The sequence below is a fragment of the Tropicimonas isoalkanivorans genome, from assembly GCF_900112335.1.
Taxonomy (GTDB): domain Bacteria; phylum Pseudomonadota; class Alphaproteobacteria; order Rhodobacterales; family Rhodobacteraceae; genus Tropicimonas; species Tropicimonas isoalkanivorans.
In genome coordinates, this window is record NZ_FOLG01000002.1 from 18,119 (window position 1) to 44,840 (window position 26,722).

Genomic DNA, 26,722 nt, shown 5'->3' on the forward strand with positions numbered 1-26,722 from the left:
AGCGGCAATAGTCATTTTGGGAAAGGGAAATGCTTCACCTTGGAAGCTGCGTCGCGACATTTCGTCTTTGCCAGATTGAGGCGTGTGACTGCCTCCTGATACTGACTTGATTTTCCCGCAGACGAGATGAGCTCATCGACCCACACCTGGTTCCTCATCGGAGCGCAAATACCGGAAATCTTTGTCTTTCCAGAGTTCCGACTTTTCCTATATTGCCGGATGTCTCCGGTCGTAATGTTCAGTCGCAGCAACTCTCGGTGTTCGGCTGCCATTGTGGCTAGCGCAAGCTCATCGAAATATTCATCGACAAGCGGACGAACCATAGCCCTGATTTGTTCTTCCACTTTGCGTTGCTCGTTTTCTGCCGAACGCAAAGCATTACTCTCCGCCTTTGATGAGAGCGAGCAATGCCCCATAATCCATTCACTCGAGCACTTTGCGCAAGAAATGAAATACGAAATGTCGGCACCGCTCCAAGGATTGTCCTGTGTTGTGATAGACTTGACGATGGCTCCGTTACCACAAGGGCACTTCCCAACCTCAAAATCGACGGTTTCAGATGTACTCAAGGCATGCCCTCCCAACACAGCAAGACTTCCCGCAGCACTTCAGGACGTCAGCAATTAACTGGCACAACCAGAGTAATGCCTCAATGGTCTTCTGATGGAGGGCAGATCGGGGAGAGCCGTCTTCCGACGCACTCTCCCCATCATATCCTTCAGATAGCACGGATATGTTGCAGCTGTCGAAGACCAAAGTGTTGCAACATTTCACGCAGCCGCAGCATTTAGCCGCGCGGCGATCTTGGTGAGCGCGAGCTTGTGTTGCCGCCAGGCGGTGGAGCGGTCGACGCCCAGCTCATGGGTGATCTGCTTCCACGGCCGACGGGCAGCGCGCCACCAGATCAGGCGACGTTCACTCTCGCCGAGCCAGAGCACCCAATCGAAGGTTTGCTCGAGCCGCGAGATCGCGGCGGCCGAGGGCCAGACCCGCATCGGTTCGGGCTCCATGGCGAGGATCTCGCGTTCGGTGCGGATGACCTGCGGCCAGGCGTTGAAATAGCCCTGCACCTTCACCGGCGGCAGTTTGCGCAGGGTGCGGAAGGCCTCCTCGAAATGATCGGCGACGTCCTCGGCGGTCCAGATGTGCTCAGCCATGGCGCAGATCCTCGGCCGGGCGGGGACCATAGAGCCGCGTGCCCAGCTGCTCGACGAGTTCGCGCTCGGGCCAGGTCAGGCGCTGGTCATTCACGCTGACGGCCAGCAGGCCCTGTTCGCGCCAGCCGTCGCGCTTCACCTCATCAGGCGATCGGCGCTGGCCGCCATAGCCCTTGGGGTGGAACCTCATGCCGCACCTCCACGGGCGTCGAGGGCCCAGAGCAGGATGGCGATGGCATCGGCCTCGTTGTCGTCTTCGGGGCTGAAGCCCTTCGCGCGGGCCGCATCGATCATGGCCTGCTTGGGCGCGTTGCCCTTGCCGGTGGCGTGGCGCTTGATCGTGCCTACCGGCACGCCCTCGTAGGGCACACCCCGCAGCTCGCCCCAGCTGGTGAGCGAGGCCATCAGCCCGCCATAGACATGGGCCGCGTCGGTTCCGGCGTGGCGGCGGACCTCCTCGAACCAGATCGCGGCGATGGGCCCCGACAGGCGATCCAGTTCGGTCAGCCAGTTGGTGAAACGCAGATAGCGCATGCCACCGCCGTCATAGCGCCCGGGCCGGAAACTTGCGGTGCCGCTGGTGATCAGCCCATCGTGGCTGCGCAGCGCCCAGCCGGTGGTGGTGCCGAGACCAAGCGCAAGGATGCAGCGCGGGTGTTCGTGGGATTGGGTCATGAGAGACCTCCTCTTCGCGTTTGTGAGCGAGGCGAGCGGGCTGGCCGGTGAAGGCTGCGGTCTCGCCAGGCCCCGAAGGGTGGTCTGGTCAGTTCATGGGCTGGGCGGCTCGGCCGCCCGGCAAATCCTTCAGAACCTTCAGAGGGGCGCCTTGAAAGATTTCCGCCCCTAAGTAGTTGTCCTGTATGTGTAATATATAATCTTTCAATTATTCAATATTTCAATAGGTACCTGTCTCTCTCTATTAGAACGCGCGTGCACGCGTATAGGGGAAAGGGGTCCTCTTGAAAGATTGAAGGATTTGAAGGATCCGGTTTTTCCCTTTCGTTTCGGCTGCTTGTCGGCATTTCGGCTTCAAGGGCCGTTTCCGGCGGATTGAAGGATCTCCGGTCACCCGCCCCACCGCGCCATCCGGTAGACCATGGCCTGCTTGGTCGAGGAGCCGCGCATGCCCGTCGTGATGTCGCCGCTCTCGATCAGCGTCAGCAGGATTTCGTCGCGGTCGCGCGATTTCAGCCATTGTGAGGCTCGGGTGATCTCTGATTTGGTGATCCCCTTGGGCCCGGCGGCGCGGACGATTTCCTTCAGACGCTTCAGATGCGCCTCGGTCTCGGTATCCGCCACATGGCGCTCGACCGCCTCCATGGTGCGCCGCGCGTAATGGCGCACGAAGCCGATGGCCCAGTCCGCCGCGGTGATGTCGATCTCGGTGCGTACGGGATCGCGCCCGACAGCGACGATCAGCGCCAGCTTCAGCGCGTTCTCTCCGATCCGGGCGAGGATGGCGGTAAAGGCCGTGCCGGCCGCTGCCCGCAGCTCCTCGGTCAGGGTGTCGCTGAGGTCGGCAAACCGGGCGCGCGCAGCGTCGGACATCGGCACGGTCATCGGGTTCACGGCGGTGTTCTGATCGGCGGTCTTGCCGGTCAGGTTGCCCTTCACGGTCCCGCCGCCGCTCGCGACCAGCTGGAGCGCCTGGATCAGCGCGGGCGGCGCCTGCCGGATGCCCACGGCGAGGTTCTCGTCGGGATAGTCCTCATCGCTCGGCAGGATCAGAAAACGCGCGAGCGAGCCGTCGACCACATTCGCGCCCTGCAGCGCGCCCCAGAAATGCAGGGGCGTCGTGGTGCCATAGACGCAAAGGCAGGGCTGGTTGATGTCGCGCCGCTCATTGGTGCCGTCGCGGTTCGCATATTCCGCCCCGAGGAAGATCCCGCCCGCGGCCGTGAACAGCTCGGTCATGTTGTCGAGGATCTCGGTGATATGGCGCGGGCTGCGCTTCCGGTCGGCGGCGGCCGAGAGAAACATCCCGAATTCGTCGATCTGGAACAGGATCGCCGGCTGCCGATGAAGCGCCGTCAGGAGCCCGGCGCCAGAGGCGATCTTGTTGCCGCCGAGATGGTGGGCGAGACCCGCCTCGAAGAAGACCTCGTTGATGATCTCGCGGGCGTGGTTCTTGCCCGAGCCGCTGTCGGCGATCCCCACGACATAGAGGTTCGAACGCAGGTTGCTGGTCGTGCGATACCGCCGTCCCATCAACGCCCCGATGGCGCAGAGGCTCGCCCCGAGCGACAGAAGCGGTTGCGGGCGGCGGGCGGTGGCGAGCATATAGCCGGTCAGCTCGCCGACGAGACCGTCGGGGATGGTCAGGCTGAAGGCGGGATTTTCCGGGTCGGCGACGGTGGGCGCGCTCCCCTCCAGCCGGGCCAGCAGATCGGCGGCCGGATGCGGGCCGTCCGGATCGAGGCTGCCATCGAGGCGCAAGGCGGCGTCGGGCTGCCAGCCACGCTCCATGGCGAGGTGGTAGATCGTGCCCGCGCCGATCCTGTCGGGCTTGAAGCTCGCCCAGGCGCGGGCCGTGGTCGCGGGCACATCCTTGGCCGCCTGGGCCGACCAGGTGGCAAAGACCTCGCCGCCCTCATCACCAAGCGCACCTTTCAACGCCATGCCGATGCGCATCCAGCTGTCGTAATCGAGCTCGTCATTCGGCAGCCAGTCGAGTGCCGACCGGATGGCGGGCAATGTGCCGATCTGCCCGTGGTTGCGCAGGAGTGTGGCCGGTGCTGCCGAGCGCAGCCCACGCTGACGCAGGGCCTCGGGCAGGATCGCATAGGCTTCCTCGAGAAAGGCCGTCGCCGCTTCCGCCGTGATTTCCGGAAGGTCGCTGATATCGAGATCGGCCAGCCCCTCGTCGGGCCAGACATAGGGCGCGCCGGTGTCGGGGTGGTCGGCATAAGCCAGAAACTGCTGCCCGAGGCAGAGCACCTCGAGCGGATGGCGTTTGATGCCCCTAAACGGTGCGGCCGTGCGATAGACCAGCATGCGCTTCGGGGCGCGGCCGATGCGCAGCGCGGGCGTGTCGCCAAGGCGCGCCCGGGCCAGCGCCTCGATCTGCAATGCCAGTTCGGCGTCCGTCGCGATGTCGATATCGACCGCTGCCACCGCACCACCGACGATGCCGATGCCGCAGTCGGGCCAGGCAACCCAGGTCGCGACCTCGACCTCCGTGGTCGGGCGTTCGGCATGGCGGTTCCATTCCGGGTAATCGGCCCAGCCGCCGCGCTGGAACCGGCCGGGCTTCTTGGTGCCCGGGCCGATCGGCAGGATGGCATAGCCATTGGTGACGAGCCGCGCGCCGAAGCGCGCCATCCAGGACGTGTCGGCCATCAGAACGGCACCTCCGGCGCCATCGCATCGAGCCGGTTGCGATCCTTCGCCGCCAGCGCGCGCAGGTGGTCGCAATAGCCGGTGACGACCGCGTCGAGAAACCGGGCCCATTCCTCCTCGGACAGGGTCGCGAGGTCGGACTTGCCGATGGCTTCCAGATATTCGCCCCCCATCTGGCCGCCTGTGGCCATGGCCTCGGTCTCATTCGGGGTCGGATCGATCATGCCCTTCCTCCCATGACAGAGGTCCTGACAGGCGCGGCTGCAGAGCCGCTTGCGGCTGGCGTCGCGCCGAGGGTCGGTGCGACGGAACCCCGGTTCGAACCAGCCAAAGCCGCGAGGTTCCCTGTGGCAGACGGCGCAGAGGCCGGGGTCGGATGGGCGCATGGGGCGAACCTGTAACCGGAGATCTCAAGATAGCGGCCCGAGGGACGGACCGAGATGTCGCTGGGGCGCGCAAGGCGGCTCGTCTGCGCGAGGGCCTCGGCCACGCTCAGCGGCACGGGGCAGCCGGGCGCGCGCTTGCGCCACCACTCGGCCGCCTTCTGGCGGGCATAGCCCTGATGCTCGAGGCAGACCCATTCGCTGTAGGTGGCGAGGCCGCAGCTATAGGTCACCTTGAGCGACGGACGCCCGCCAGCCTTGTCGTGGCGGCTGTAGGAAACGCCCGTGACCGGAAGCCATTGTTGCTTTGGCGAAAGCACCGGCAGCGTGGCGGCGGTGGGGGCGATCTTCACCTCGCGCGCCGGGAAGACATAGCCGCAATCCGGGCATTCCGTCGCCGAGAGCGCGATGATGCTGTCGCACTCCGGGCAGACCTTGGTCGGTGCCTCGCCCCCGCCGCCATCACCGGGGCGCTTGGGCCGCACCAGATCGATCGGTCCGTGGCGACGGACATTGCCCGCGAAGTCCAGCACCAGGCAATTCTCCTTGCCCGGCGCGAGACGGGTGCCGCGCCCGACCATCTGCACATAGAGCCCGGCCGATTGCGTGGGGCGCAGCAGCGCGATCAGGTCGACGCCCGGCGCGTTGAAGCCGGTGGTCAGCACGCCCATCGAGGCCAGCGCCCGGATTTCGCCGCGCTTGAAGGCGGCAAGGATCGCATCGCGCTCGTCCTTCGGCGTGTCGCCGAAGATCGTGCGGCAGCTGATGCCCTGGCGGCCGAATTCCTCGGCCACATGGCGCGCGTGCTCGACGCCCGAGCAGAAGGCCAGCCAGGACTTCCGGTCACGGCCATGCTCGATGATTTCGGTGACGGCGGCGCGGGTGATGGCGTCCTGATCGACCGCCGCCGCCAGATCACGCGCAATGAAATCGCCCGCGCGGGTGCCCACCTTTGAGACGTCGAGCCGGGTTGCGGGCTGCTTCGAGACCAGAGGGCTCAGATACCCCGCGTCGATCAGCTCGCGGACCGGGGCCTCATAGGCGATGTCGGTGAAGAGCGCATTTTGCCCCTCATGCAGCATCCCGCAATCGAGCCGGAACGGCGTGGCGGTCAGCCCGATCACCTTGAGCGCCGGGTTGATCGCTTTCAGCGCGTCGAGGAAGCGCCGATACATCGTGCTCGACTTGCCGGGGATCAAATGCGCCTCGTCGATCAGCACAAGATCGGTGTGTCCGATTTCGGCCGCGCGGCGGTGGATCGACTGGATGCCGGCGAAAAGGATCCGCGCCTGTGCCTCGCGCTTGCCGAGGCCCGCCGAATAGATGCCAGCCGGGGCCTCGGGCCAGAGGCCGATCATCTCGGCATGGTTCTGGGCGATCAGCTCGCGGACATGGGTCACGATCAGGATGCGCTGATCGGGCCAGGCCTTCAGCACGCCCTCGATGAAGGAGGCCATGACGAGCGACTTGCCACCCGCGGTCGGAATGACCACCAGCGGATTGCCGGTGTGGGTCTGGAAATAGCCGTAGATCGCGGTGATCGCGGCCTGTTGATAGGGGCGCAGGGTCAGCATGGCGCGGCCTCCGGGGAACGGGCGTCGTTGGTCCAGGTCGTGCCATCGGCCATGCGGTAGGTGACGAGATCGTCGCCCGCATCGATGACCTCGCCCGGGATGAGGTCGGGGATGAAGAGATGGCGGCCGCAGGCCGTGCGTTGCTCGGAAGGCGCCAGCATCCGGTCGTGTCGGGCGCAGTGCCAACCACCGTCGACCGGCGTCGCATGCAGGCAGGAGCGGCAGGTCACCGCCGCGCCACCGCCGTCATGGCAGGCCGCATGGTGATCGCAGAACCGGCATTCGAACCAGGCCGGGTCCTCGCTGATCCGCGCGGGCGGATGCTGGGCGAAGATGATGCGCCCGGCCTTTTCCAGCAGGCGCTCGGCCATCGCGCGGTCCGCCTCGATGCGCTCGACATGCAGCGCGTCGTTGTCCTTGCAGACCGCGACGTAGAGCGCGCGCGTGATTCCGGTCAGGTGCATGTAGACCTGCATCTGCGCGGCATGCTGGGGCTTGGCCAGAACGACACCCTTGGCGACCAACTCGTTGAAGCTCTTGACCGAGTGGGTCTTGAACTCCAGCACATGCCAGGTCTTCGGCGCCTCCAGTAGCCCGAGGGCTACGCCGTCGAGCGAGCCGCCGAAATGCCCGCCATGGGCCTCGACCCGGAACTGGCGGCCGGTCTCGGGATCGACTTCGAGCACGGTTGCCCCGGTGGCACGCAGGTTGCGCACAAGCCGGTCCTCTTCCAACTGCCCAGTCTCGAAGAGGCGCAGCAGACGGCCGGAATGGCGCGCGGGCGTGACCCAGCGGAAGTCGTACCAGAGTGCGCGGGCACAGGATTTGCCGATGATCGACGCCCCGAGGTGATCGCGGAAACCATCGCCCTGGCGGGTCTCGTAGTCGGCATAGATCGCCGTCAGCGTCGGCGTGGAGGCTTCGGGAAGTTCTGCCATCACAGCCCCTCCCGTTCGCTACGGGCCTGTGCCTCGGCCAGAATGCCATCCCAGGTCTCTGGGTCATGGCGTTCGCGCAGGATGCCGATCAGCACGTCCTTCAGCTTTTCGCGGCGACGGCGGCCGGTGCCTTGGGCGAGAAGTTCTGCCCGCTCGCGGCACAGGTGGCGCAGGGCCGTGCGGGCCCGGTGGAACCAGTCCGGATCGATCGGCTTCTGGCCGCGCTGGCGGGCCAGATCGGCCGTCGCGATCTGCGTGCGGATCTTGGCGATGGCATCGTCGAGCTCGATCAGCCGCCGCTGGTTTTCAGGCAAGCCGGGGTTGTTCACGGCCACGGGGGCCGCGTTGGTCATGTCAGTCATGGGAATTTCCTCAGATGGGGTTGCGCGCTGCCCCGTCAGTCAGGGCGCAGGGCAGCGCGAAGGCTCAGCCCTTCTTGTTCCAGGGCGCGGAGGCCATTTTCGGCGGCACCGAAGAGCCGGCCGGATCGGGCGCGGGCTTTGCCGGGCGGGCGGCCGGGGTCGAACCACGCTCGGGCGGCAGGTAGGCGATCGCGTTGCTCTCGCCGTAGCCGTTCTTCGGTGGCCGGATCTTCACCTGGATCGTCATCGGGATCAGGTGCAGCTCCTCGCTGTCGCTGACATGCATCCGGCCCGTGGCATGGCAGATCGCCGAGAGCGTGCGCTGCGCGATTTCCACCGTGGTCGGGTTCGGGTTCACCAGGTTCAGCTGGTCGAAGATCTTCCGGCCTTTCTGCTCCCCGTCGAGAATGTCGAGCATCAGCCAGAGGAACTGGCCCATGCCGTTCCTGGTGACGCGCATCTCGCTCTCGACGATCTGGGCGCGGTATTTGCCTGCGGGCAGCAGCTCATAGGCGGTGGTGGGTTCGACGCTGGTCGCGTCAAAAGAGGTGTCGAAACGTGCCATGGTCTTGTCCTTTCAAGGCAATCATTCAGGTTGGGGCATGGCTGCGAGGAACTCTGACCACTCGAGTGGCAGGGTATCCGGCAGGCCGTAACGGTTCTTGGCGAGGAAGGCGGGGCGCTCTTCGGTGTGCATGACGCGTGCACCGGACCCGAGCGCACGGGTCACCTTCTTGTTGAAGCCGACATCGGATTTTGCGACCGAGATCTGATAGTTGGCAAAGAGCACCACGTCGGAATGCTCCTGCAGCAGCGCCGAGGCGCGGGCCTGCAGTTTGATCACATAGCGGTCGTAGGGCTCGTGCTCGGGGCTGTCGAAACGCTTGATGTCGGTATGGGCGATCTGGATGACTACCATGCCTTTGCGGTCGCGCAGCGCGTTGAGCCGGTCGAGATATTCGCGCCAGATGGTCAGCGCCTCGGCATAGCCCTTGCCAAACCCCGGCGCCTCGATCGAGGCCCAGCCGTTGCGCTTGCAGGCCTCGGCCCAGATCAGCGGCTCCAGCCAGTCGACGCTGTCGACGACGACCGTACCGAAATCGTGGTCCTCGTTTGAGAGCGCATCAAGCGCCTCGGCCACCTCCGCATAGCTGGTCGCGAGCGGGAAATGCGGGACCTGCAGCTTGCCCAGGCCATCCTCGGTCATGAGGAAGACGGGCCGGTCGGCATCGGCCGCGAAGGTGGATTTGCCCACCCCGGCCACGCCGTGGATCAGGATGCGCGGCGGGGTCAGCACCGAGGTCGTGCGCAGGGATGCGAGCGAAATGGCCATCAGCGCACCTCCTCGTTCAGCACGAGGCGGAACTTGGGCTTGCCGGTGCGGACTGTGCGCGCGGGCTCGAAGCCCTTGCGCCAGCTTTCCGGCAAAGCGCCGTATTTGCGCTCGGAGACCGACAGCTTGGTCTCGATGAATTCCGCCGGGTCCTCGCCCGCCGAGGCGATGTTCTCGGCGATCTGCGCCAGCAACGCCTGATCCCAGTCGATGCGCTTGGGCAGTTCGGCGATCACGGTGACGCCGTCATCCTCGAACCGGATCGTGCCGGTGTCCTTGCCCGCCTCTTGGCGGGTGTCTTGGGCGCGGTCCGCGTATTTCAGAGAGATGGCACCGTCGAGCCAGTCCGCGACCGACTTCGCCTGCGTCAGTTGCTCGTCGGCCGCGCTTTTCAGCAGCGCGAGCTGATCGGCGGGCAGCGCCGCGATCTCGCCCACCGGCATGCGGTGGACATCGGCCAGGGTGATGTGATTGGAGATCGTCATGTTCCGCCCCCCCTCACGCCGACATCGGACGATGGGGTTCGTGATCCACGCCGCGGATCTGTTCGGCCTCGAAGGCCTCGACATCCTCGAGCCGATAGATCACCCGGCCGCCGAGCTTGATGAATTTCGGGCCTTCGCCCGTCCACCGCCAGCGCTCCAGCGTGCGGTGCGAAATATTCCAGCGAGCCGCCAGCTCGATCTGGGAAAGGTGCCTGGTCGCCATGTGAACCTCCTTGGGATTTCTGCGAACACTTGCGGGTTCAACATGGCGGAGGGGCTTGGAGGCGCTGGGGAGGCAGCCGGTAGGCAAACTGGGAGTTCGGAAAGATCTTCGCGCTGAAACAAAAAAAGGCCGCCCCGAAGGACGGCCTTTTGGTCAAGCGTGGAACGATCTTATGGACCGCGGTAATCGAAAATCCACATCCAAGCGAACAGGCATTGAGGGAACGCTGCCCATTGGATCGATGCCGTCGGCCGCAAGCTGGTCAAGACGTTCTTTCTGTTTTTCATCCAATGCCCCGAACCAATCCGGATTGAAGAAAACATTCTCGACATGCTTCATCACAAACTGAAGGCATGCCGAGGCTCGTGTCTCGTCCGCCAGTTCTTCGAGCTGATCTGCGATGACCTTTCCGGGTGCACCGTCGATATTCCGCCAGGAAATGCAGATCATTGCGCTGGACTCACCCGCAAATGAAGAAACAAAAACCTGCTCGAGAAGCTCGTCTACGTATCCTTTTTGAAGTTCTGCGCCGTGGAGGTCAGTAAACGGCGACCACGCGCCTGCAAACATGAACGGAATAGGCGCCGCAAATTCAAAGATCAGAGAGCTAAGCACATCTGTCCGGGCGGCCACCAATGCTGCGGTTAATGCGTCATGAGTGGCCTTCAGATCGCGTCGAGCAGCTTCGTTGCCCGTGTCTATTTCATCAAGCATCTTCTGAAGCATGAACTGCTCAAAAGGTTGCAGCCCCTTATCGGCGCCCCTCAACGTTTCGCGTAAGTGAGAGCCAGCATCTTTCCCATAGAGTTCTCGGCTCATCGTCCGATAAGCGACGGCGAGACACTGGTCGGGGCGTCCGGTAAAGACTTCATTCTCGATGCAAGAAAAAATCTCCCGATCATGTTTGCTGCAAAAACCATGGAAAACGGACGCATCCTTGATGCCAATCCTCTTCACGGATAATTTGCCACCGTTTTTATTCATATCAGGAATGCTGGCGCCGTATTGCAGCACATGCCCATTCTCGGCGATCTTGGCGAGATTCGGGCCCCGCGAAACAGTGTGTGCTTTGATCACGCCGCCTTCGCAATCTCCCAAGCCCACGTCGCGTGCCCAGCACTTCTTTTGGGAAAATGCCTTGCGATTTACATCTACCGCGGCCCAAGGATTTTCTTTTGGCTGAGCATCACGACCAAGGTGGCACTTCTTATACTTCTTGCCAGAGCCACACCAACATGGGGCGTTTCTCTCTCGGCCTTTCATTGCACGACTATCATGGTATCGGGACATGCCTTTATTTGTGGGGGTAATTGTCATCGGGCTATCTGCTCAGGTTGCAAAGATTGCTGCAAGGCGTGGCAGCAGGCAAGCCTGGCTTGAAATGAACATCGCGTTACCGGCCATGGTTGCGCTCGGCTGTACTGGGTCATGCAATGGTCCACCAAGGATCACGGCCAACAGTCTGAAAATGCCATTTTCAAGCTTCAATCCAGCAATTTCCGTCGTCGAATTTGATGAAGGCCTGCCAATCCTCGCGTCGGCCAAAGGCTTTCTTGAGCGAGTTCACCTGTCCGCCATAGCCTGCCTCTTCCAGCACGGCGGCCACCCGCAGAACCGGTGACCCGGTCCAGTAGGCGGCAAACATGATCTGGAGAAGTAGCCGCTGCTTGTCGCCGCCGAAGGTGAGGGTCGTGTCACCATGCCAAACGAGTCCGCAGTCATTTGAATGATCGATGGGAAATCGCCGCTGCGCTTGCCCGGGGAACACCCGAGCCCCGAGAACCTGCGGCGAGACCGCGAGCTTGGCCGGATCGCCCGCAACATCCGCCACGTTGATGATGTGGTTGCGCTTCTGGGAGGTCTCTGGGATGCGCTCGCCGGGTGTGGAGGTCAGGATGATACGGATTTCCTGTGGTGGCTTGCGCGCGATCATCGCCTCGAGTTGCGCCCAGACACCTGGATCCCCGAGCCGCCGGGCAAACCAGACGGGGACCGAGGCTTTCGCCCTGGCGAGCTTGATGGTTCCCACGTCCCAGACGAGATCTGTGATCAAGGGCGCCGGGCGTGAAGGCCCGGCACGCTCGAACGCCACCAGCATCTTGGCAAGGGCCAGGCCAAAATCGACCCTACACGCCGCGATGTCCTGATTGGCGACCTTGACCCAGCGGCCGATGCTGTCGTGATAGCCGAATGATTTCAGCTCGGCCGACCAGGTGGCCTCAATGGGTTCATCCTCATAGTCGTCCATCCCTGCGACGACCGGGACATGCCCGCCCGACACCAACAGCTTGGCTGCGATCAACGCGTCGGTCGCGCTTCGGGAAACCTGGTGCAACGCCGATGTCTGGAGAGACATGCTGCGGGCTTCCATGGCCCGCAGCAGAAGGTCGATCGCACGCTTACCCAAGGACGTCGCCTTCGTCGTTGTCGTCCTTCAGGATGCCCCAGAGCCGCAAATACTTCTCGCCGATCAGGCGCTCTTGCGGGGTCATGTCCTTCAGGTTGCAGCCATGCGGCATGGTCACGGTCATCGAGAGCGATTTGCCCCGCCCGCCATCGGGGCCCGGGTGGAACTTGATGGTGAAGCGCGCACGGGTGACCACCCATTCCGCCACGTCGCCGGTGCCACCCAAGACACGCGCGCCGCCACCGATGTCGAGGCCGATCCGGTGTTCCGCCATCTGCCAGATCGTCCGGTCGGCACCCGACATGGATTCGAGCGTGATGCGCTCCTTCGCATCGCCCAGATCCATCAGGCGCAATTCCTTGACGGTCACGCCGGCAATCCCGTCGGCCGGGTCAGTCGGGAAGTCGAAAGGCCGCAGCAGCATGCTGAGATCGTACTCGCGCAGCGGCAGCGTCTGCTCCTCAGTAAGGGTGATGCCCAGCAGGTCGCGCGCCATGTACCGGGTCAGATCGATCCGATCCTCGCGCGTCTTGGCCACGACCTCGATCACGCCGGTCGCAGCCTCATAGGTCAGCGCCGCCTCGAAGACCGGCTTCACGATCCGACGCGACAGGGTGCTGTTGGCGTCGAATCCCAGCGTGTCCTCGGGACGCCCCTCCCGGTAGACCGCGACCTGGACCAGTTCGCATTCCTCGCCCTCAAGGATCACCCGGTGGCGGTCGAAGATGTCGACATGGACGTTGGGCGTTTCGAACCGTTCGCGGATCGCGGCCGTAAACGCGGCGAGCGAAACCGGGTCCTTCTTCACCGCGAGATCGGGATCGACGCCGAACCCGCTCCACGACCGCCCGCGGCGGCGCTCGTCATTGTAGCGCACCTCTTCGGCCAGGCGGAACCGATCGTTCTCGTTGAGGAAAACCCAGAGCGAGCGGTTGTTGGCCCCTTCGAGCGTATCGAAGACGGCGCGGTTCAGGACAACGTTCTGCAACGCGTTCTGGCCGGGCTCATCGGCCAGCGCCGCCACACGGGCCGCATCGAGGACGACACGCTGCTTTTCGTCATCGGACATGGCATCGACGGCCTTGATCAGCGGTTCCACCACCTCGGGCTCGGGCTTCGTCCAGTCGATGGGCGCAAGCGAGGTGAACCCGCCAGCAGTGAAGTAATCCTGCAGACGGATCACGGGGGTCTTGCGAAGAAACGCGGCGATGGCGGTCATGAGAGCCCTTTCTTTGGCCGGGGAGGAGGACAGAATCACAAAAATGCGATACGATGTTGTTCGATATATACCGAACAGATCGCCACGTCTACTTGCGCGGCACAATTTTGTTCGGCATATCGAACAAACGTCCTGCAACCAAGGAAACCAAGGATGATACGATGACCACGTCCCTCGGTGCGAAGATCAAGCGCCACCGTCAGGAAAAGGGATATTCCCTCGACAAGCTCGCCGAGCTGACCGACTCCAGCAAGAGCTACCTCTGGGAACTCGAGAACCGCGATACGCGAAAACCGTCGGGCGAGAAGCTGACCCGCATCGCCCAAGCTCTGGAGGTCACGACCGATTACCTGCTCGATGACAGCGAGGAGCCCAGCGACGAGGTTCTGAAAGAGGCCTTCTTCCGCAAGTTCAGCAAGCTCGACCCCGAAGACCAACAGAAAATCAACCAGATGATCGACATGTGGGGGAAGAAGGATTGAGCCTGCCGACGACGCCGAAGGGGTGGGCTATCCGCCTGACACAGATCCTGTCGATGGTCCAAGGCACCCATGGCCTTCCGCGGTTCCCCATTGATGTGGCCGCGCTGGCGCAGGATTTCTCGCGTCAGGTCTTTCCGGACGCGCCGATTACCATCGTGAAGGGGCTTCCGCTTTCCAAGGGCGTTGAAGGCATGCTGATGCCGCATCCCAGCGGTTCCGGCGAGTGGGGCATTGTCTACAACGAGACAATCCGGTCGCCGGGGCGGCGCAACTTCACGCTGGCGCATGAGCTGGGGCACTACCTCCTGCACCGGCAGGCCAACCCGGGCGGGCTCCAATGCACCAGCCGCAACATGGCCGACTGGGATGAGGCCCGTAACCGGATCGAGGCGGAGGCGAACACATTCGCCTCCTACCTGCTGATGCCCGTCGACGATTTCCGCGAGCAGATCAAAGGCCGGATCATCGATATCGACGTGATGACCGAGCTTGCGGATCGCTATGCCGTATCGCTGACCGCAGCGATCCTGAAATGGATGACCATCACCGACAAGCGCGCGATGATCGTGGTCGGCAAAGAGGGCTTCATCGATTGGGCCTGGTCCAGCGAACCGCTGTTGAAATCCGGGGTTTTCTACAGGGCACGGCAAGAGGTGATCGAATTGCCGCCCGCCTCGCTTGCTGCGCAAGAGGTGGACGGGGATGAAGGGCGCTACGGCTGCCGCCATCCGGGCGGCGTCTGGCCCGGCTCTGAACCGGTCCACGAGATGACGGTGTTCTCGCCCAGCAATGACCAGATGACGATCTCGCTTCTGCTCTACCCCGACCGCGCCCCATCGCGATGGGAGATGGCCGAACTGGAGGAAGAGGCAGTCCTCGACAGCTTCGACAAGTTCATGGACGGCCGGACGAGTTGATTCGCCACGACCGCCCGACCGACAGGTCAGTGCGGGGGCATTTCTGCTACGCAGATTTTCGCCACGCAGCGCAGATGTCCTCATCGAACGTAATAAACTGATTTACTTGATATTTTTCTGATTTCGCGACACATTTTGCCTATCACAACAGTCGCGAAAACCCGCCATGTCCATTCCCTCCGAAGACCCGGTTTCCGGGCCCAATCCTCTATGCCCTGAACGCATGTCCCCTGATGCCCGGCTTGCCGAGTTGGGTCGCATCCTCGCCGCAGGCGTCGTTCGCCTGAATGCCGGGAAGTCCAGTTCTTTATCGCCCGCAGACGGAGACAGTTCCGTGGACTACCCGCTCCGAAAGAGCGGTGGTCGTCGCAGGAAACGCATCCGCATCGGAGGAATTGATGAAGCATCACAGTAAGATAACGCCGCCTAAACCTGGGCAGGACGCGCGCCTGGACCATAGCGTCCTGTCGCGCATCGTCGCGCTCAAGGCCATGTCGGTGAAAGAGTTGAAGACCGAATGGGAACGGCTCCTCGGCAGCGCCGCACCGAACAACAGCCGCGCCTTTCTCGAGGCCCGCATCGCCTATCGCCTGCAGGAACTGACCTATGGCGGCCCTGATCACGAGACCCGCCGCATGCTGGACCTGCTTGCCGACGAGGTCGAGGGCGTCTCCCGCCGCAAGAACCAGATCGCGGATCCCCGCAATCCGGTGGCTGGCACACGGCTGATCCGGGAATGGAACGGGGTCGAGCACACCATCACCGTGCTGAAGGACGGTTTTGAGTGGCAGGGCCGCAAGTACAAATCGCTCTCGGGGATTGCGCGGGAAATCACCGGCGTGCGCTGGAACGGCTATCGCTTCTTCGGGCTGCAGGTCCGACCTCGGGAGGTTTGACCATGGACATGAACACGCGCCTCGGCCGCCGCCTGCGTTGCGCCATCTACACCCGCAAGTCGAGCGAGGAAGGGCTCGACATGGAGTTCAACAGCCTCGACGCCCAGCGGGAGGCTTGCGAGGCCTATATTGCCAGCCAGAAATCCGAAGGCTGGGTTGCAACCCGCGACCGCTATGACGACGGCGGATTCTCGGGCGGCAATCTGGACCGGCCGGGGCTGAAGCAGCTGCTCGCCGACATCGACGATGGGCTGATCGACGTGGTGGTGGTCTACAAGATCGACCGGCTCAGCCGTGCCCTGATGGATTTCTCGAAGCTGGTCGAGGTGTTCGACCGCAACGGCGTCACCTTCGTCTCGGTCACGCAGTCCTTCAACACGACCACGTCGATGGGGCGGCTGACGCTGAACATCCTGCTCAGCTTCGCCCAGTTCGAGCGCGAGGTCATCGGCGAACGCATCCGCGACAAGGTGGCCGCCTCGCGCAAGCGCGGGATCTGGATGGGGGGCTATGTACCGCTCGGCTACGATGTGCAGGACCGCAAGCTGGTGATCAACGAGGCTGAGGCCGCCTCGGTGCGCCGGATCTTCGAGCGGTTCGTCGAACTCGGCTCGGCCACGATGCTGGCGAAGGAGCTGCGGCGGGAGGGGTTTCGCAGCAAGCAGGGCACGCTGATCGACAAGGGCTACCTCTATCGGGTGCTCCGCAATCGCGTCTATCGTGGCGAGGCCGTCCACAAGGGCAAGGCCTATCCGGGCGAGCACGAGGCCATCGTCTCTGACAAGCTCTGGGATCAGGTCGACGTCATCCTGCAGGGCAACCGCCACGCGCGGTCCAGCAACAGCCGCATGCAGACGCCCGCGCCGCTGAAGGGGCTGATCTTCACCGACACCGGCGCAGCGATGACCCCGACCGCGACCAAGAAACGCGGCAAGCTCTACCGCTATTACGTCTCGATGGACGTGATCAAGAACCGCACCACGGAGGATGACTGCGGCGACCTCGCGCCGACCCGCCTGCCAGCGGGCATGGTCGAGGACGCCATCGTCACCGAGGTCCGGCGCATTCTGCAGACCCCCGAGGCGGTTACGCAGGTGCTGGCGGCGCTGAAGCGCGATCAGGTCTCCGAGGCCGAGGCCATCGCGGCGCTGCATGATTTCAACACGCTCTGGGCGCAGCTGTTTCCGCTCGAGCAGGCGCGGATCATCCAGCTTCTGGTCCGGCGCGTCACCGTCACCGCCGCCGGGCTCGAGGTCGACATCCGCCGCGAAGGCGTCGCGGGCGTCATCCGCGAGATGATCGCCCCACGCGACATGGAGGTCGCCGAATGACCCGAAGCAATGACACGATCCGCGTGCTGATCCCCCTGAAGCTGCGCAAGAAGAACGGGCGGCCCAAGATCATGCCGCCCGCCGACTACAGCCCGAGCGAGGATCAGACGCAGGACCCGCACATCCTGCGCGCCATCGGCCGGGCATGGGGCTGGCGGCGGCGCATGGAGGCAGGCGAGTTCGCCACGATCCAGGAACTGGCTGAAGCCGTCGGTCTGGCCGAACGCCATGTCAGCCGCCAGCTGCGCCTCGCCTATCTGGCGCCGGAGGTGCTGAAGCGCCTGACCTGCGGCCGCGAGGCATCGGCGGTCAGCCTCTATGACCTGTGCTTTCTGGCGGGGGAGACATGGCAGGAGCAGGCTGAGCGGGCGTTTCACGATATTTCAGCGGAGCTTTGACTGGACAAATTGCATGGTCAACGTGATCGGCGCATCCTGATCCTGACTACCTTGCGCTGCCTACAAGAAATGAATTCCACCCGGAACGCGTTTGGCTTTTCGTCGTCTTTGCGAAGCAAGAAGGAAGGCGTGTCCCAGAAATCTTCAATGCTGAGCCCCCCTTTTTTCATGGCCTTCTTTGTGAGCGCCAAGTCGAGGCGGGCACGGGTGCGATGGTTTTGGAAAGTGAATATGTATTGGTCTGCCGCGTCTTGCAGATCGTCGAGGTCGTAAATGTCCAGCGTTTTTCCGCTGCGATCCTTTATGACTATTGGGCCACGCACGACAGGCGGGGACTTCAGGGTTTGACTACCATTATCGGTGCAAGGGTGCTTCGGCCAAGGCCAACCAAGATCATCAAAGAAAACCCGGCCGCCGTAACGGCTCTGGTAGTAAAACACCTTTTCCCCGCATACCGGACAATAGGCATTGGGGTTCACATAGGATTCAACGGTCCGGAAAAGAGCGTTAGACGGGGAGCTAGAAGATGTGGCAGCGCACCAGCCACCGTTTAGGTGGATTGGCTTCAGCACGCCATCAACGTGCCGAAAAACGATCGGCTCACCACAGGTCCAACAAGTTGCCAAAGCTAACCCAGAAATTCATCGCAATTTTCAAACGTTAATCTCGACATTCGATGGATGTCTACATTGTCGTCGACAAGGTAGCTGGCAGAGGTCAGTGAAAGCTCGCCTGAAAGGACGTCGCGGTCAGCGAGACATGCGCGTCCAGCGGCGGGTGCAGCTCGAACGCCTTCGGCTCGCGGGCGAAGTTCCAGAGCCGGAACAGGGACCATTCCGAGCGCCGCTCCTCGGCCACGGCCAGCTCGTTGCGGCTGATATGAAAAGGCGTACGCTCCCAGCCATTCGTCGTCTTCACCTCAATCAGGCGCGGACGGCCATCCGGCGCGAAGCTGGCGATATCGTAGCCGGCGCCATCGCCATCCTCCTCCGAAACCCATCTGACCTTGCGCGCAAGATCGTCGCGGCCCGCTGATTTCAGGGCTGCACGCTCATGCGCTAGGACGCGTTCCTCACCGGCACGGCCGAGGGCGCGGTTTCGCTCGTCTCGCGCCGCGACATCGAATTTGCGGGCGATGTGCAGCATCTGCTCCAGCTCCTGCGGCGGCGGCTGGTTCGACAGCGTGGGCGGCGGCCCGATCCAGATCGGCCGCGCCTCCGCCAGGCCAGTCGGCTCTCCTGGACGAGAATGGCGGCCGAGCCAAGCCGGATTCAGCGCCAGCCAGCGCGCCACTGCATCCACCAGCGTCATCTGGAAATTGAAGGCGGGCTTGTAGCCCGGGATCCAGTCCTCACCCAGCCCCTTCAGCACGGCGCTGATGTTCTGGTGCTTGAACTCGACCGATCCCTCGGACCGATTATTCAACAGGGGCAGCAGCCCGCGCCGATGCTCGGCCTTGTTGTAGGGGCGACCAGAGACGTCGTCGGCCAGCATCGCGAAGTAATCCGCGACGATCAGGTCATTCTCTTGATCAGTCCAGGCCCCGTTTGACATCACGCCAGGCTAAGGGCGGAAACTGCGTTTGTCATCAGAGACTTCCCGCAAAACTCCCAAGACATACCAACGAGCACGCCGCGCGTGTCGCGTCGCCATCGGCTTTGAGACAACCCGGAACCAGCGAAACACGGGCGCAACCCGATCCCGTCAGTTCGTTGAAATCTATTGGAATTTTGAATCCGTCTCGCCGGGAGCGAGGGGCGGGTGGAAAGAGACGGTGGGCGTTCGGAGACCGATCTTGCGCGGCGGGTCTGTCTCCGAAGGGCGGATGGTGCCTGCAAACCCCTTTGGCACATAAAGAAAAAGGCCCCGCGAGGGACCTGTTTTCGGGTTTGCACTGTGCAAGTGGCGGAGGGGATGGGCCTGATATCCAACCTTCTCCACCACAAGTCTTTGATTTTGCATGAAAGAAGCACGCGCCCAAAGAATGCGCTTACTGAATTGAGCCGTCGGCGGCTGCTCCGTGCAATCGGAACACATTCCTTCCAACGGTAGCTTCTTCCATCGATGCCCTTTCCTACAGCCTACAGCTAGTGCTTTGACACTAGAGGTTTGGTACATCGCGATGCCGTCAGGGGAGAGCGGCATCCACTCCATCTCTGGCAGACTTTGCCCCGATCTTCGCAAGTCAACCGGAGCCGAAGGGGCGCACCCAAAAGACGACCAGGACCACGTAAACGGCATAGACGACCGGGAAGACCAGCACCTGCCACCGCCGGAAGCCGGTTTCGCGCCCGCCCCACCAGAGAAGCGCCGCATAGAGCGCAGGCATAATCGCCACGAAGGCCAGGCTTACCCAGTACAAATGCAGATTACCGATCGGCATTGCGATGATCGTGAGCGGGATGAAGGCGATGGTCATTGTCGCCGCCATGTCGCCTATAACGTCGGTCACCGCCGCCGTGATCTGTCCCTTGCGGGCAAGGCTCCATGTGGCGAAAACCTCCGGCAGCGCCGCCACGGGCGCAGTGATGAACAAGCCGCCGACGATCTTCTGAATACCAAGGGCGCTCACGATCTGCTCGGTCGAGAAGACGATGAAATAAGCCCCGACCGCAAGCGCGGCCACGCCGCCGCCCGCGAACCATTGTTCGCGCCGGGTCCATTCGACTCCCTGCCCCTCCTCGCGACCGCGCAAAAGCGCCTGCGCGAGGTAAGCCAGATAGGCTAGAAGCAGAATCCAGCCGTCAACCGGCTGAAGGCCCCGCCACGGCGCCGGAAGCGTGAGCAGTGCGACCAAGGCCAGAATGCCGAGATAAGGCAGCGCCTGCACCGTGATCGCGCCGGGGTCCACGGGCAGGAAGTGCTCGCGCAGATCTCGTTCGTGATCGCCGTGCTCGTTGCCGAGTTCCTTCTTACGGGTGGCGAGATAGGCGGTGACCACGAGAATTGGCACAACTATGATGTTGGCGCCCAGCATGGCTCCCAGTCCAATATCGGCAACTCCGCGGATGGCGCTCGTGACGTTGATGCCGATCTCCGGGCTTGCGGTGGCAAGTCCGATAAACGAGCCTCCAGCGGCGACGGAGAAGCCCCACTGCCGCCGCAGCTTCTTTAGTGGGTCGGCCAGGTGTTCCGCCCCCCAATGCGCCAGCCATACGGCAGCAAGAAGAACTCCGGCCCAGACAGCAATCACGACTCACTCCGAGGTCTGACATTACTCATCATGAACCGGCTCTTCGGTATGGCCGGCAATCTCGCTGTATCGATCTGCAGATCCTGATCCGGCACGTCGTAATCGACAGTTGCCGCGAGAAACCCGCAGGAGACTTTCATAAGCTCAATCGTGATCCACTCGCCGGGGCAGCGATGGTTGAGGGCGTGGTCGCCGCCTCCCTGCGGAATGAAATTGAAGGGACTGCCATCCCAATCCCGAAAGCGCTCCGGCCGGAACTCCTCCGGCGCATCCCAGGCTCGCGGATCGCGATTGGTGCCGTAGAGGTCCAGCATCACGCGCCGTCCCCGCGGAAACCGATATCCGTTCCATTCGAGATCACGCCTTGCGCGCGCCAGCACCGCGGGAAAGAACGGATAGAAACGCCGAACCTCCTGCACGAAGAACTCCAAACTCTCATCGTCGGTCCGAAGCTCCTGGCGACAGGCCGGAAAACGATGCAGAGCGTGCGCGGCGAATGTGATGAATACGGAGACGGCGACGGTCGGCCGCAAGATGTTCAGCAGTTCCACCGCGGCGACGCGTGGACTTAATAGCGCACCGTCCAGGTCCCGCCATGTGGCGATCACACGCGCCGCGCTGTCTTCCGGTGGGTTCAGGCGGCCGGCACGAATCTGCTCTATGATGTCCTCAATCCACCGCTCCGAGCCCTTGCGGGACAGGCGCGACCACCAGTGCCTCGGTCCGATCGCCCCCGCGTCGTCGAACAGCGCCGTCAGCTGTGCGGTGCGCCGACTCACCTCCGGTTCGGGCAGTGGAACGCCGGCCCATGCGCAAACGGCTTTCGTCAGGAGCTCTTGCACCTCATCATAAAGGACGACCCGGTCCATCGCTGCCCATTTCCGAGCGTAGACGTGCCACAGGCCGTCGACCAGCTCTCGCAAATGGTCGATCCGCTCGGGCGCCATGAGCGACATGAACATCTGCTTGCGGTGTCGGTGCGCTTCGCCGTCCATCCCCTGAACGCCGCCACGTCCGAAGAGGGTCTTCTGGATCCGGCCCGGCGTAGCGCCCCGCCGGACGAACAGGTCCTGCCGATAGAACAGTTCGGCCGCCTCCGGCCCGGTCATGCAGATCGTCTTGCGGAGCAGGATTCGCGCGAGGAAGAGATCGGACCGGTAGCGTCGGCACCTTTTCGAGACAAACCCGTAGGGGTCCAGGAGCAGAGCGATCGTGCTATCGGGATTTCGGTCGCGCGGGATGCGAGGCATCGGCTATTCTCCAAACCTGTCGGGAGGGGCCGGAGGTGGTCGCCTCTGAGGGACTGTTCCGCACGGTTCGCCACTGGTGCCTCCGTTGCAGGGCCGGCCTTTGCTTGCGGCGGTTTGCTCGCTCTCAAGCCTCCGCACGTCTTCTCTCGTCCTTCGCGCGAAAGCTGTCCAATATGAGCAGCGTGGCGCCACAGACCACCGCCACGTCAGCAAGGTTGAAGGCCGGCCAATGGTAGGCCCCCAGATGGAAATCGAGAAAGTCGGTGACCGCTTGAAAGCGCATCCGGTCAGCCACATTGCCCAGAGCGCCGCCGATGATCAGCCCAAGCGCTGCGCTGACCACCCGGCCTTGCGCTCGCCACAGCCAGACGGAAAGCCACGCCACTATCGCGAAAGCGAGCAGAACCAGAGCCCACCAGGGCACGATCCCGCTGAGCATCCCGAAACTGACACCGCGGTTTTCCACGAGGACAAGGTTCAGAACGGGGAGCAACTCAAGGCCGTTCGCCAAGGCCGGCGAGCGAAGGGCGAAGGCCTTGCTGCCCTGGTCCAGAGCGAACGCCGCTACAGCGCAGGCTATGCCAACCCCGCGGACGTTCATGCAACCTCCCGCAGGTCGGCTCTCGCATCCCGGATGATCGACGATGACGAATGCAGGAACAGTCCGGCTATGATGGCCGCGACAACGAGATCGGGCCAGGCTGTCCCCGTCCAGGCGACCAGACCCGCCGCCACGACGACCGCCGCATTTCCTATGGCGTCGTTGCGTGAGAACAGCCAGACCGCCCGCACATTGGCGTCCCCGGTCCTGTGCGGCAGAAGCGGAAGAACCGCGACCACGTTGACGACGAGTGCGATCACGGCGAAGAGACCCATCAGCCCGGCTTCGGGCTGCTGCTGCACCAGCACGCGGTAGGCCGTGTTGGCGAGGACCCCGAGACCGAGCGCGCCAAGAAAAAGGCCTTGGATCATGGCGGAACGGGCGCGCCAGACCAGACTCCATCCGATCGCGAGCACCCCGAGGAACGTGATCAGGCCGTCACCGAGGAAATCGAGCGCATCGGCTTTCAGCGCCTGCGAGCCGGAGATGAACCCGCCGACCATCTCGATGACGCCGTAGCCGACATTCAGCAGAATGACGATCCACAGTGCTCGCCTGTAGGCTGGCGTGATGTGGCTCAAGTCCTTCGGGAGATCGTCGAGGTCGCCTTCGTGATCGACATTGAGGCCGTCCAGACGGTCCAGCCGGTAGCCGATCCCCGCAACGGCGCGCTCCACTTCCGGCAGCTGCACGCCCGGATCGGACACATGCAGCGTCATGACCTGCGTTGCGGTCGAGACCTTCACTGCCTCCACGCCGACCGATCGAACCGCTTTCTCGATCTTTGCGGCGCAGGAGGGGCAGTCCATCCCTGTGACGCGATACCGGGCCATCTCTTCGGCATTGTGGATCAGGTCTGGGCTGCTCATTAGACTCTTCCTATCATTGGCACGAATAAGGTATCACTGAGGGCTGATATGTCTAGTGTAGAAATCCAATCCGGGGATAGGGAAGACTCCGAGGTCTGCCTGAAGCGGGCCAAGCTTCTTAGGGGCTTCGCCGATTCCTCCCGACTGGCAATTCTTCAGGCGCTGAGGGACGGTCCTCTGTCGGTGGGGGAGATCGTCAGAGCGACAGGTCTCTCGCAACCCAACGCGTCGAACCACCTACGCTGCCTGAGCGAATGCGGTCTGGCGGTGGGAGAGCAACGGGGACGTCACGTCCATTACCGCTTGACTGACCCGCGGATTTCCCAGCTGCTTGAGCTCCTGGACGAAGTACTGACCGGCGTGGCGACTGGGGTTGAGAATTGCCAGAACTACTAGCCCGCAAGTACATATGCTGCCCGCTCGTTCAGCCGATCCGCGCAAGGACCGGGAAGGCGTCCAGGAGCCAGTAGGCCAGTGCACTTAGCCGACCAGTCACCATGGCCAGCCCCATCAGGATCATGACGCCTCCCGCAGCCTGATTCAGGCGGCGACCCCAACGACCAATGCCCCGCAGCTTGCCGGCAATGGCGTCGGTGAAGCCCGCAACAATGAGAAATGGGATGCCGAGACCCGCCGAATAGAACGAGAGCAGAGTGATCCCGTCGGCGACGGTTGAACTGGCTGCGCTGGCCGTGAGAATGGCGCCTAGGATCGGACCAATGCACGGCGTCCAGCCGAACCCGAAGGCAAGCCCGAGGACGTAAGAGGAGACCGGTTTCCCGCCCGGGAGGTCGAGATGGAAGCGCATATCCCGTTCCATGGCCGAGAAGCGCGCAGCTCCGATCATGAACAATCCAAACAGGATCACAATCCCACCACCGATGATGTTGAGCTCGTAGCGCCAGCGCAGCAGCGCCTGACCGAGCGCCGTGGCGGAGGCGCCGAGTGCAATAAAGATCGTGGAGAAGCCGAGGACAAAGCAGAGGCTGAGCCACACCGCCTGCCTCCTCGACGGCGCCTTCTTGCCGGAGACCGTTCGCCCGGCGACGTAGGAGACGTAGCCGGGAACGAGCGGCAGGACGCAAGGCGACAAGAAGGAGATCGCGCCCGCCAGCAGTGCTGCCGAAACCCCAAGGAGGGAAAGGTCGACCATCATGCGCCCGGCCGCAGTCCGAGAGCGCCTCGCGGGAGCCGCAGGGCCGCAAGGTAGGCGAAGGTGGGAACGATCACCCACTGCAACAGCGGCGTGAGACCCGCGTCGAGGATCGGAACGACCGGCATGATCTCCCGATAGGCCCAGGCCGCTCGAACGACGATGTTCAGCCATTCGCTGAAGACCGTGTAGGCGACGCCGAACGCCACAGCCACGACCAGAACCCGGCGTACCCGTTCAAAAGGCCACGTCGCATCCCCAACCAGGAAGAGCGACAAGAGCATCGTGCTCATTGCGATGAGAATGTCCCCACCCGTGCAATGCACGATCGCGAAGGCGATCTCGCCCCAGGTTCCCTCCAGCCAGATGGTGTATAAGGGGATGTGGCCGATCTCCCAGACCAGATGTGCGACGGCCGAGAACAGCACGTATCTCCGGAGAACCAGGAGCCAGTCTGGTGCGGATGCTCCGTGAGTGGCCGCGCTCGTCATCTGACCAGCCCCAGGACACGATCCAGAAGACCCGGCTCGGGCGGGCGGACGTTGCTCAAGCCATTGATGTAGAGGACCATGTTCACATAGCCGAACTCCTCACCGTGGAAGATGCCGGCGTGACGCCCGCCGCGGTCGAGAACATGGGCCTCGGGGCTGATCTCTTCGCGCGAGGAAAGCTCGGCAAAGCGTGTCGCCAGGGAAGCGGCTGTGGCGCCGTTGGACGGGTCTACGGTGATGAGGTTTGACGCGGCCGGCTTCTCGCCGCCGTCGCCGCCCTCGGTAACCGCAACGAACGAAACCATGTCGCGCATCGGTGTGACGTTCACCGCCTCCCGGACCCGAGCGAGCAGCGCCTGCTGCGCGGCGCAGGGATCCCCGCAGCCTTCGGGCACGAAGCTCAGGACCACGATCTGATCCGAGAGACCGCCGAGATCGAACGGTTCGCCGGAACCATCCACGACGTCGAGTTCCGGCGGACGCCGGACATCCGTGGCTTCGAAAGCAGGCTCCTTCTCCGCCACGGCTTCGTCGAGCCGGTCTTCTGGATGGTTGGCCAGGGCCGGCCCGGCAAAAAGCAGCACCACGAGGAAGATTACTGATTTCATGGCCGTTCCTCCGTGGGGCCCATCGCACCGGGGCCGAGGACCGGAACGTCCACCGTCACATCGCCTGTGCCTTCGAAGACCAGCGTCATGGGGAAGCTCTCCCCCTCCTCGAGCTTCCGCGAAAGGTCCATCAGCATCAGGTGCGAGTCGCCTGGGGCAAGCGTCACTGGTGTACCGGGAGAAACGTCCAGTTCTTCGATGTGCACCATGCGGGTGACGCCCGCAGAATCGGTCGCGACTCCGTGGAGCATCACGTGTCCGGCCACCGGGCTCGTCACTTCGAGCAACCGATCGGGCGCATCGCTGGTCAAGGTGAGGTACGCGGCGCTTGGCCGCGAGGCGAGAACGCTGGCGCGGGCCCAAGGGTCGGTGACAATGATCTCGGCCTGCGCTGCCAGCGGCCAGGCGAAGGTAAGGAGGGATGCGGTGAGCAACTTCATTCCTGCTGTTCTTCCTTTGCGATCTGCATGAGGATTTCCTCGGCGACGGCTTCAGGCGGCTGGTCGCGTTCCTGAAAGACAGCCTCGAACCGCCCGTCTGGATCCATCAAGTAGATGTGGCCGGCATGCGCCATCATGTAGCCGTCGGGCGCGGTCTTCTCCTCGACCCGCTCGTACCAGGTTCGGAAGGCTTGCGCCGCCTCGGCCACCTGCGCCTCGGTCCCGGTCAGGCCGACAAGGCGGGGATGGAAGGCGGAGACGTATTCGGCCATCACCGGAACCGTGTCGCGCACCGGATCGACGGTGATGAAGAGCTGCGCCACACGGTCTGCCTGAGGGCCAAGCAGATCAAGCACGCTTGCCATGTAGGCCAGCGTCGTCGGGCAAATGTCCGGGCAGTGGGTGAAGCCGAAGAATACAAGCTGCCATCTTCCGGCGAAGTCGGCCTCCGTCACGGCACGGCCGGTATGTTCCATCAGCGCGAACTCCGAGCGGATGTCCGCTTCTCCGACAGAAGTCGCTCGGGGTGCTGGCGGCGCCATGTACGTGCGCACCGTCAGCGCGCCGCCTGCCAGGAGCAGGAGAGCAGCCGCGCCGGCCCAGAGCGCCAGCCGGACGTGCCGGAGAGTTTGCGTGGTGGGTTTTGAAATCATTGTCCAACTCGGGATGGTCC

33 protein-coding genes are annotated in these 26,722 nt (G+C 63.2%); 6 read left to right on the plus strand and 27 right to left on the minus strand.

Annotation, left to right across the window (positions count from 1 at the left end; genetic code table 11):
* Positions 1 to 11 precede the first annotated feature (11 nt).
* The 16 genes from BM075_RS24100 to BM075_RS04255 form a co-directional block, all read right to left on the minus strand.
* Positions 12 to 569, minus strand: a complete 558-nt coding sequence (locus tag BM075_RS24100; protein WP_143089812.1) for a hypothetical protein — start codon at positions 567 to 569, stop codon at positions 12 to 14.
* Between the two features lie 201 nt (positions 570 to 770).
* Complete coding sequence (locus tag BM075_RS04185) at positions 771 to 1,157, minus strand: DUF6362 family protein (protein ID WP_043869397.1); 387 nt, start codon at positions 1,155 to 1,157, stop codon at positions 771 to 773.
* Positions 1,150 to 1,347, minus strand: a complete 198-nt coding sequence (locus BM075_RS04190; protein WP_093359438.1) for a hypothetical protein — start codon at positions 1,345 to 1,347, stop codon at positions 1,150 to 1,152. Before BM075_RS04190 ends, BM075_RS04185 begins: the two co-directional genes overlap by 8 nt.
* The gene (locus BM075_RS04195) at positions 1,344 to 1,832 is read right to left on the minus strand and encodes a hypothetical protein (protein ID WP_093359439.1); all 489 of its coding nucleotides are present in this window, start codon (positions 1,830 to 1,832) and stop codon (positions 1,344 to 1,346) included. Before BM075_RS04195 ends, BM075_RS04190 begins: the two co-directional genes overlap by 4 nt.
* A 390-nt stretch (positions 1,833 to 2,222) precedes the next feature.
* Positions 2,223 to 4,496, minus strand: a complete 2,274-nt coding sequence (locus BM075_RS04200; protein WP_177208246.1) for a DUF3987 domain-containing protein — start codon at positions 4,494 to 4,496, stop codon at positions 2,223 to 2,225.
* Positions 4,496 to 4,720: a DUF6511 domain-containing protein gene (locus tag BM075_RS04205; protein WP_093359441.1), complete on the minus strand. Its 225-nt coding sequence runs from the start codon at positions 4,718 to 4,720 to the stop codon at positions 4,496 to 4,498. The genes BM075_RS04200 and BM075_RS04205 overlap by 1 nt, the downstream gene beginning before the upstream one ends.
* Positions 4,717 to 6,453 carry a DEAD/DEAH box helicase gene (locus tag BM075_RS04210; protein ID WP_143089813.1) on the minus strand — a complete coding sequence of 579 codons (1,737 nt, stop codon included), beginning with the start codon at positions 6,451 to 6,453 and terminating at the stop codon, positions 4,717 to 4,719. The genes BM075_RS04205 and BM075_RS04210 overlap by 4 nt, the downstream gene beginning before the upstream one ends.
* Entirely contained in the window at positions 6,447 to 7,391 is a 945-nt protein-coding gene (locus BM075_RS04215) for a PD-(D/E)XK nuclease family protein (protein WP_093359442.1), read from the minus strand. The genes BM075_RS04210 and BM075_RS04215 overlap by 7 nt, the downstream gene beginning before the upstream one ends.
* The gene (locus BM075_RS04220) at positions 7,391 to 7,753 is read right to left on the minus strand and encodes a hypothetical protein (protein WP_093359443.1); all 363 of its coding nucleotides are present in this window, start codon (positions 7,751 to 7,753) and stop codon (positions 7,391 to 7,393) included. The genes BM075_RS04215 and BM075_RS04220 overlap by 1 nt, the downstream gene beginning before the upstream one ends.
* Positions 7,754 to 7,817: 64 nt before the next feature.
* Positions 7,818 to 8,318 (minus strand): DUF669 domain-containing protein, encoded by a 501-nt coding sequence (locus BM075_RS04225; protein ID WP_093359444.1) that lies wholly within the window; start codon positions 8,316 to 8,318, stop codon positions 7,818 to 7,820.
* Between the two features lie 21 nt (positions 8,319 to 8,339).
* Positions 8,340 to 9,086, minus strand: a complete 747-nt coding sequence (locus tag BM075_RS04230) for an ATP-binding protein (RefSeq protein ID WP_093359445.1) — start codon at positions 9,084 to 9,086, stop codon at positions 8,340 to 8,342.
* Positions 9,086 to 9,571, minus strand: a complete 486-nt coding sequence (locus BM075_RS04235; RefSeq protein WP_093359446.1) for a hypothetical protein — start codon at positions 9,569 to 9,571, stop codon at positions 9,086 to 9,088. The genes BM075_RS04230 and BM075_RS04235 overlap by 1 nt, the downstream gene beginning before the upstream one ends.
* A gap of 13 nt (positions 9,572 to 9,584) precedes the next feature.
* Positions 9,585 to 9,794 (minus strand): helix-turn-helix transcriptional regulator, encoded by a 210-nt coding sequence (locus tag BM075_RS04240; RefSeq protein WP_043869387.1) that lies wholly within the window; start codon positions 9,792 to 9,794, stop codon positions 9,585 to 9,587.
* 153 nt (positions 9,795 to 9,947) lie between these two features.
* Positions 9,948 to 11,111, minus strand: coding sequence for an SEC-C domain-containing protein (locus BM075_RS04245; protein WP_093359447.1), 1,164 nt, complete (start codon positions 11,109 to 11,111; stop codon positions 9,948 to 9,950).
* Between the two features lie 160 nt (positions 11,112 to 11,271).
* Positions 11,272 to 12,201, minus strand: coding sequence for a hypothetical protein (locus BM075_RS04250; protein WP_093359448.1), 930 nt, complete (start codon positions 12,199 to 12,201; stop codon positions 11,272 to 11,274).
* Entirely contained in the window at positions 12,194 to 13,420 is a 1,227-nt protein-coding gene (locus BM075_RS04255) for a hypothetical protein (RefSeq protein ID WP_093359449.1), read from the minus strand. The genes BM075_RS04250 and BM075_RS04255 overlap by 8 nt, the downstream gene beginning before the upstream one ends.
* Positions 13,421 to 13,581: 161 nt before the next feature.
* Between BM075_RS04255 and BM075_RS04260 the strand changes: the two genes are divergently transcribed.
* The 5 genes from BM075_RS04260 (at position 13,582) to BM075_RS04280 (ending at position 17,444) form a co-directional block, all read left to right on the plus strand.
* Positions 13,582 to 13,902, plus strand: coding sequence for a helix-turn-helix domain-containing protein (locus tag BM075_RS04260; protein ID WP_093359951.1), 321 nt, complete (start codon positions 13,582 to 13,584; stop codon positions 13,900 to 13,902).
* Positions 13,899 to 14,819 (plus strand): ImmA/IrrE family metallo-endopeptidase, encoded by a 921-nt coding sequence (locus BM075_RS04265; protein ID WP_093359450.1) that lies wholly within the window; start codon positions 13,899 to 13,901, stop codon positions 14,817 to 14,819. Before BM075_RS04260 ends, BM075_RS04265 begins: the two co-directional genes overlap by 4 nt.
* A 398-nt stretch (positions 14,820 to 15,217) precedes the next feature.
* The gene (locus BM075_RS04270) at positions 15,218 to 15,715 is read left to right on the plus strand and encodes a DUF2924 domain-containing protein (protein WP_093359952.1); all 498 of its coding nucleotides are present in this window, start codon (positions 15,218 to 15,220) and stop codon (positions 15,713 to 15,715) included.
* Between the two features lie 8 nt (positions 15,716 to 15,723).
* A complete protein-coding gene (locus BM075_RS04275) occupies positions 15,724 to 17,046 on the plus strand; it encodes a recombinase family protein (protein WP_218152822.1) in 1,323 nt (440 codons plus the stop codon).
* Entirely contained in the window at positions 17,043 to 17,444 is a 402-nt protein-coding gene (locus BM075_RS04280; RefSeq protein ID WP_093359452.1) for a hypothetical protein, read from the plus strand. Before BM075_RS04275 ends, BM075_RS04280 begins: the two co-directional genes overlap by 4 nt.
* Positions 17,445 to 17,461: 17 nt before the next feature.
* Here BM075_RS04280 and BM075_RS04285 read toward each other — a convergent pair whose 3' ends face one another.
* The 6 genes from BM075_RS04285 to BM075_RS04310 form a co-directional block, all read right to left on the minus strand.
* Positions 17,462 to 17,884: a hypothetical protein gene (locus BM075_RS04285; protein ID WP_143089814.1), complete on the minus strand. Its 423-nt coding sequence runs from the start codon at positions 17,882 to 17,884 to the stop codon at positions 17,462 to 17,464.
* Positions 17,885 to 18,161: 277 nt separating this feature from the next.
* Complete coding sequence (locus tag BM075_RS04290) at positions 18,162 to 18,998, minus strand: protein NO VEIN domain-containing protein (protein WP_093359453.1); 837 nt, start codon at positions 18,996 to 18,998, stop codon at positions 18,162 to 18,164.
* A 631-nt stretch (positions 18,999 to 19,629) separates the two neighbouring features.
* Positions 19,630 to 20,637 carry a sodium:calcium antiporter gene (locus BM075_RS04295; protein ID WP_093359454.1) on the minus strand — a complete coding sequence of 336 codons (1,008 nt, stop codon included), beginning with the start codon at positions 20,635 to 20,637 and terminating at the stop codon, positions 19,630 to 19,632.
* The gene (locus tag BM075_RS04300) at positions 20,634 to 21,887 is read right to left on the minus strand and encodes a cytochrome P450 (protein WP_093359455.1); all 1,254 of its coding nucleotides are present in this window, start codon (positions 21,885 to 21,887) and stop codon (positions 20,634 to 20,636) included. Before BM075_RS04300 ends, BM075_RS04295 begins: the two co-directional genes overlap by 4 nt.
* Before the next feature lie 124 nt (positions 21,888 to 22,011).
* The gene (lspA, locus tag BM075_RS04305; protein WP_093359456.1) at positions 22,012 to 22,488 is read right to left on the minus strand and encodes a signal peptidase II; all 477 of its coding nucleotides are present in this window, start codon (positions 22,486 to 22,488) and stop codon (positions 22,012 to 22,014) included.
* Positions 22,485 to 23,357, minus strand: coding sequence for a cation efflux transmembrane domain-containing protein (locus BM075_RS04310; protein ID WP_093359457.1), 873 nt, complete (start codon positions 23,355 to 23,357; stop codon positions 22,485 to 22,487). The genes lspA and BM075_RS04310 overlap by 4 nt, the downstream gene beginning before the upstream one ends.
* Positions 23,358 to 23,405: 48 nt before the next feature.
* Between BM075_RS04310 and BM075_RS04315 the strand changes: the two genes are divergently transcribed.
* Positions 23,406 to 23,753, plus strand: a complete 348-nt coding sequence (locus BM075_RS04315) for an ArsR/SmtB family transcription factor (RefSeq protein ID WP_022699194.1) — start codon at positions 23,406 to 23,408, stop codon at positions 23,751 to 23,753.
* Between the two features lie 28 nt (positions 23,754 to 23,781).
* Here the strand turns inward: BM075_RS04315 and BM075_RS04320 are convergent, their stop codons facing one another.
* From BM075_RS04320 to BM075_RS04340, 5 genes are read right to left on the minus strand one after another with little or no spacing between them, the layout of a single operon-like run.
* Positions 23,782 to 24,510 carry a cytochrome c biogenesis CcdA family protein gene (locus BM075_RS04320; RefSeq protein WP_093359953.1) on the minus strand — a complete coding sequence of 243 codons (729 nt, stop codon included), beginning with the start codon at positions 24,508 to 24,510 and terminating at the stop codon, positions 23,782 to 23,784.
* Positions 24,510 to 25,001 carry a hypothetical protein gene (locus tag BM075_RS04325; RefSeq protein WP_093359458.1) on the minus strand — a complete coding sequence of 164 codons (492 nt, stop codon included), beginning with the start codon at positions 24,999 to 25,001 and terminating at the stop codon, positions 24,510 to 24,512. Before BM075_RS04325 ends, BM075_RS04320 begins: the two co-directional genes overlap by 1 nt.
* On the minus strand, positions 24,998 to 25,609 hold the full coding sequence (locus BM075_RS04330) for a hypothetical protein (RefSeq protein WP_093359459.1): 612 nt from the start codon (positions 25,607 to 25,609) through the stop codon (positions 24,998 to 25,000). The genes BM075_RS04325 and BM075_RS04330 overlap by 4 nt, the downstream gene beginning before the upstream one ends.
* Positions 25,606 to 26,049 (minus strand): copper chaperone PCu(A)C, encoded by a 444-nt coding sequence (locus BM075_RS04335; protein WP_093359460.1) that lies wholly within the window; start codon positions 26,047 to 26,049, stop codon positions 25,606 to 25,608. The genes BM075_RS04330 and BM075_RS04335 overlap by 4 nt, the downstream gene beginning before the upstream one ends.
* A complete protein-coding gene (locus BM075_RS04340; RefSeq protein WP_093359461.1) occupies positions 26,046 to 26,702 on the minus strand; it encodes an SCO family protein in 657 nt (218 codons plus the stop codon). The genes BM075_RS04335 and BM075_RS04340 overlap by 4 nt, the downstream gene beginning before the upstream one ends.
* Positions 26,703 to 26,722 lie beyond the last annotated feature (20 nt).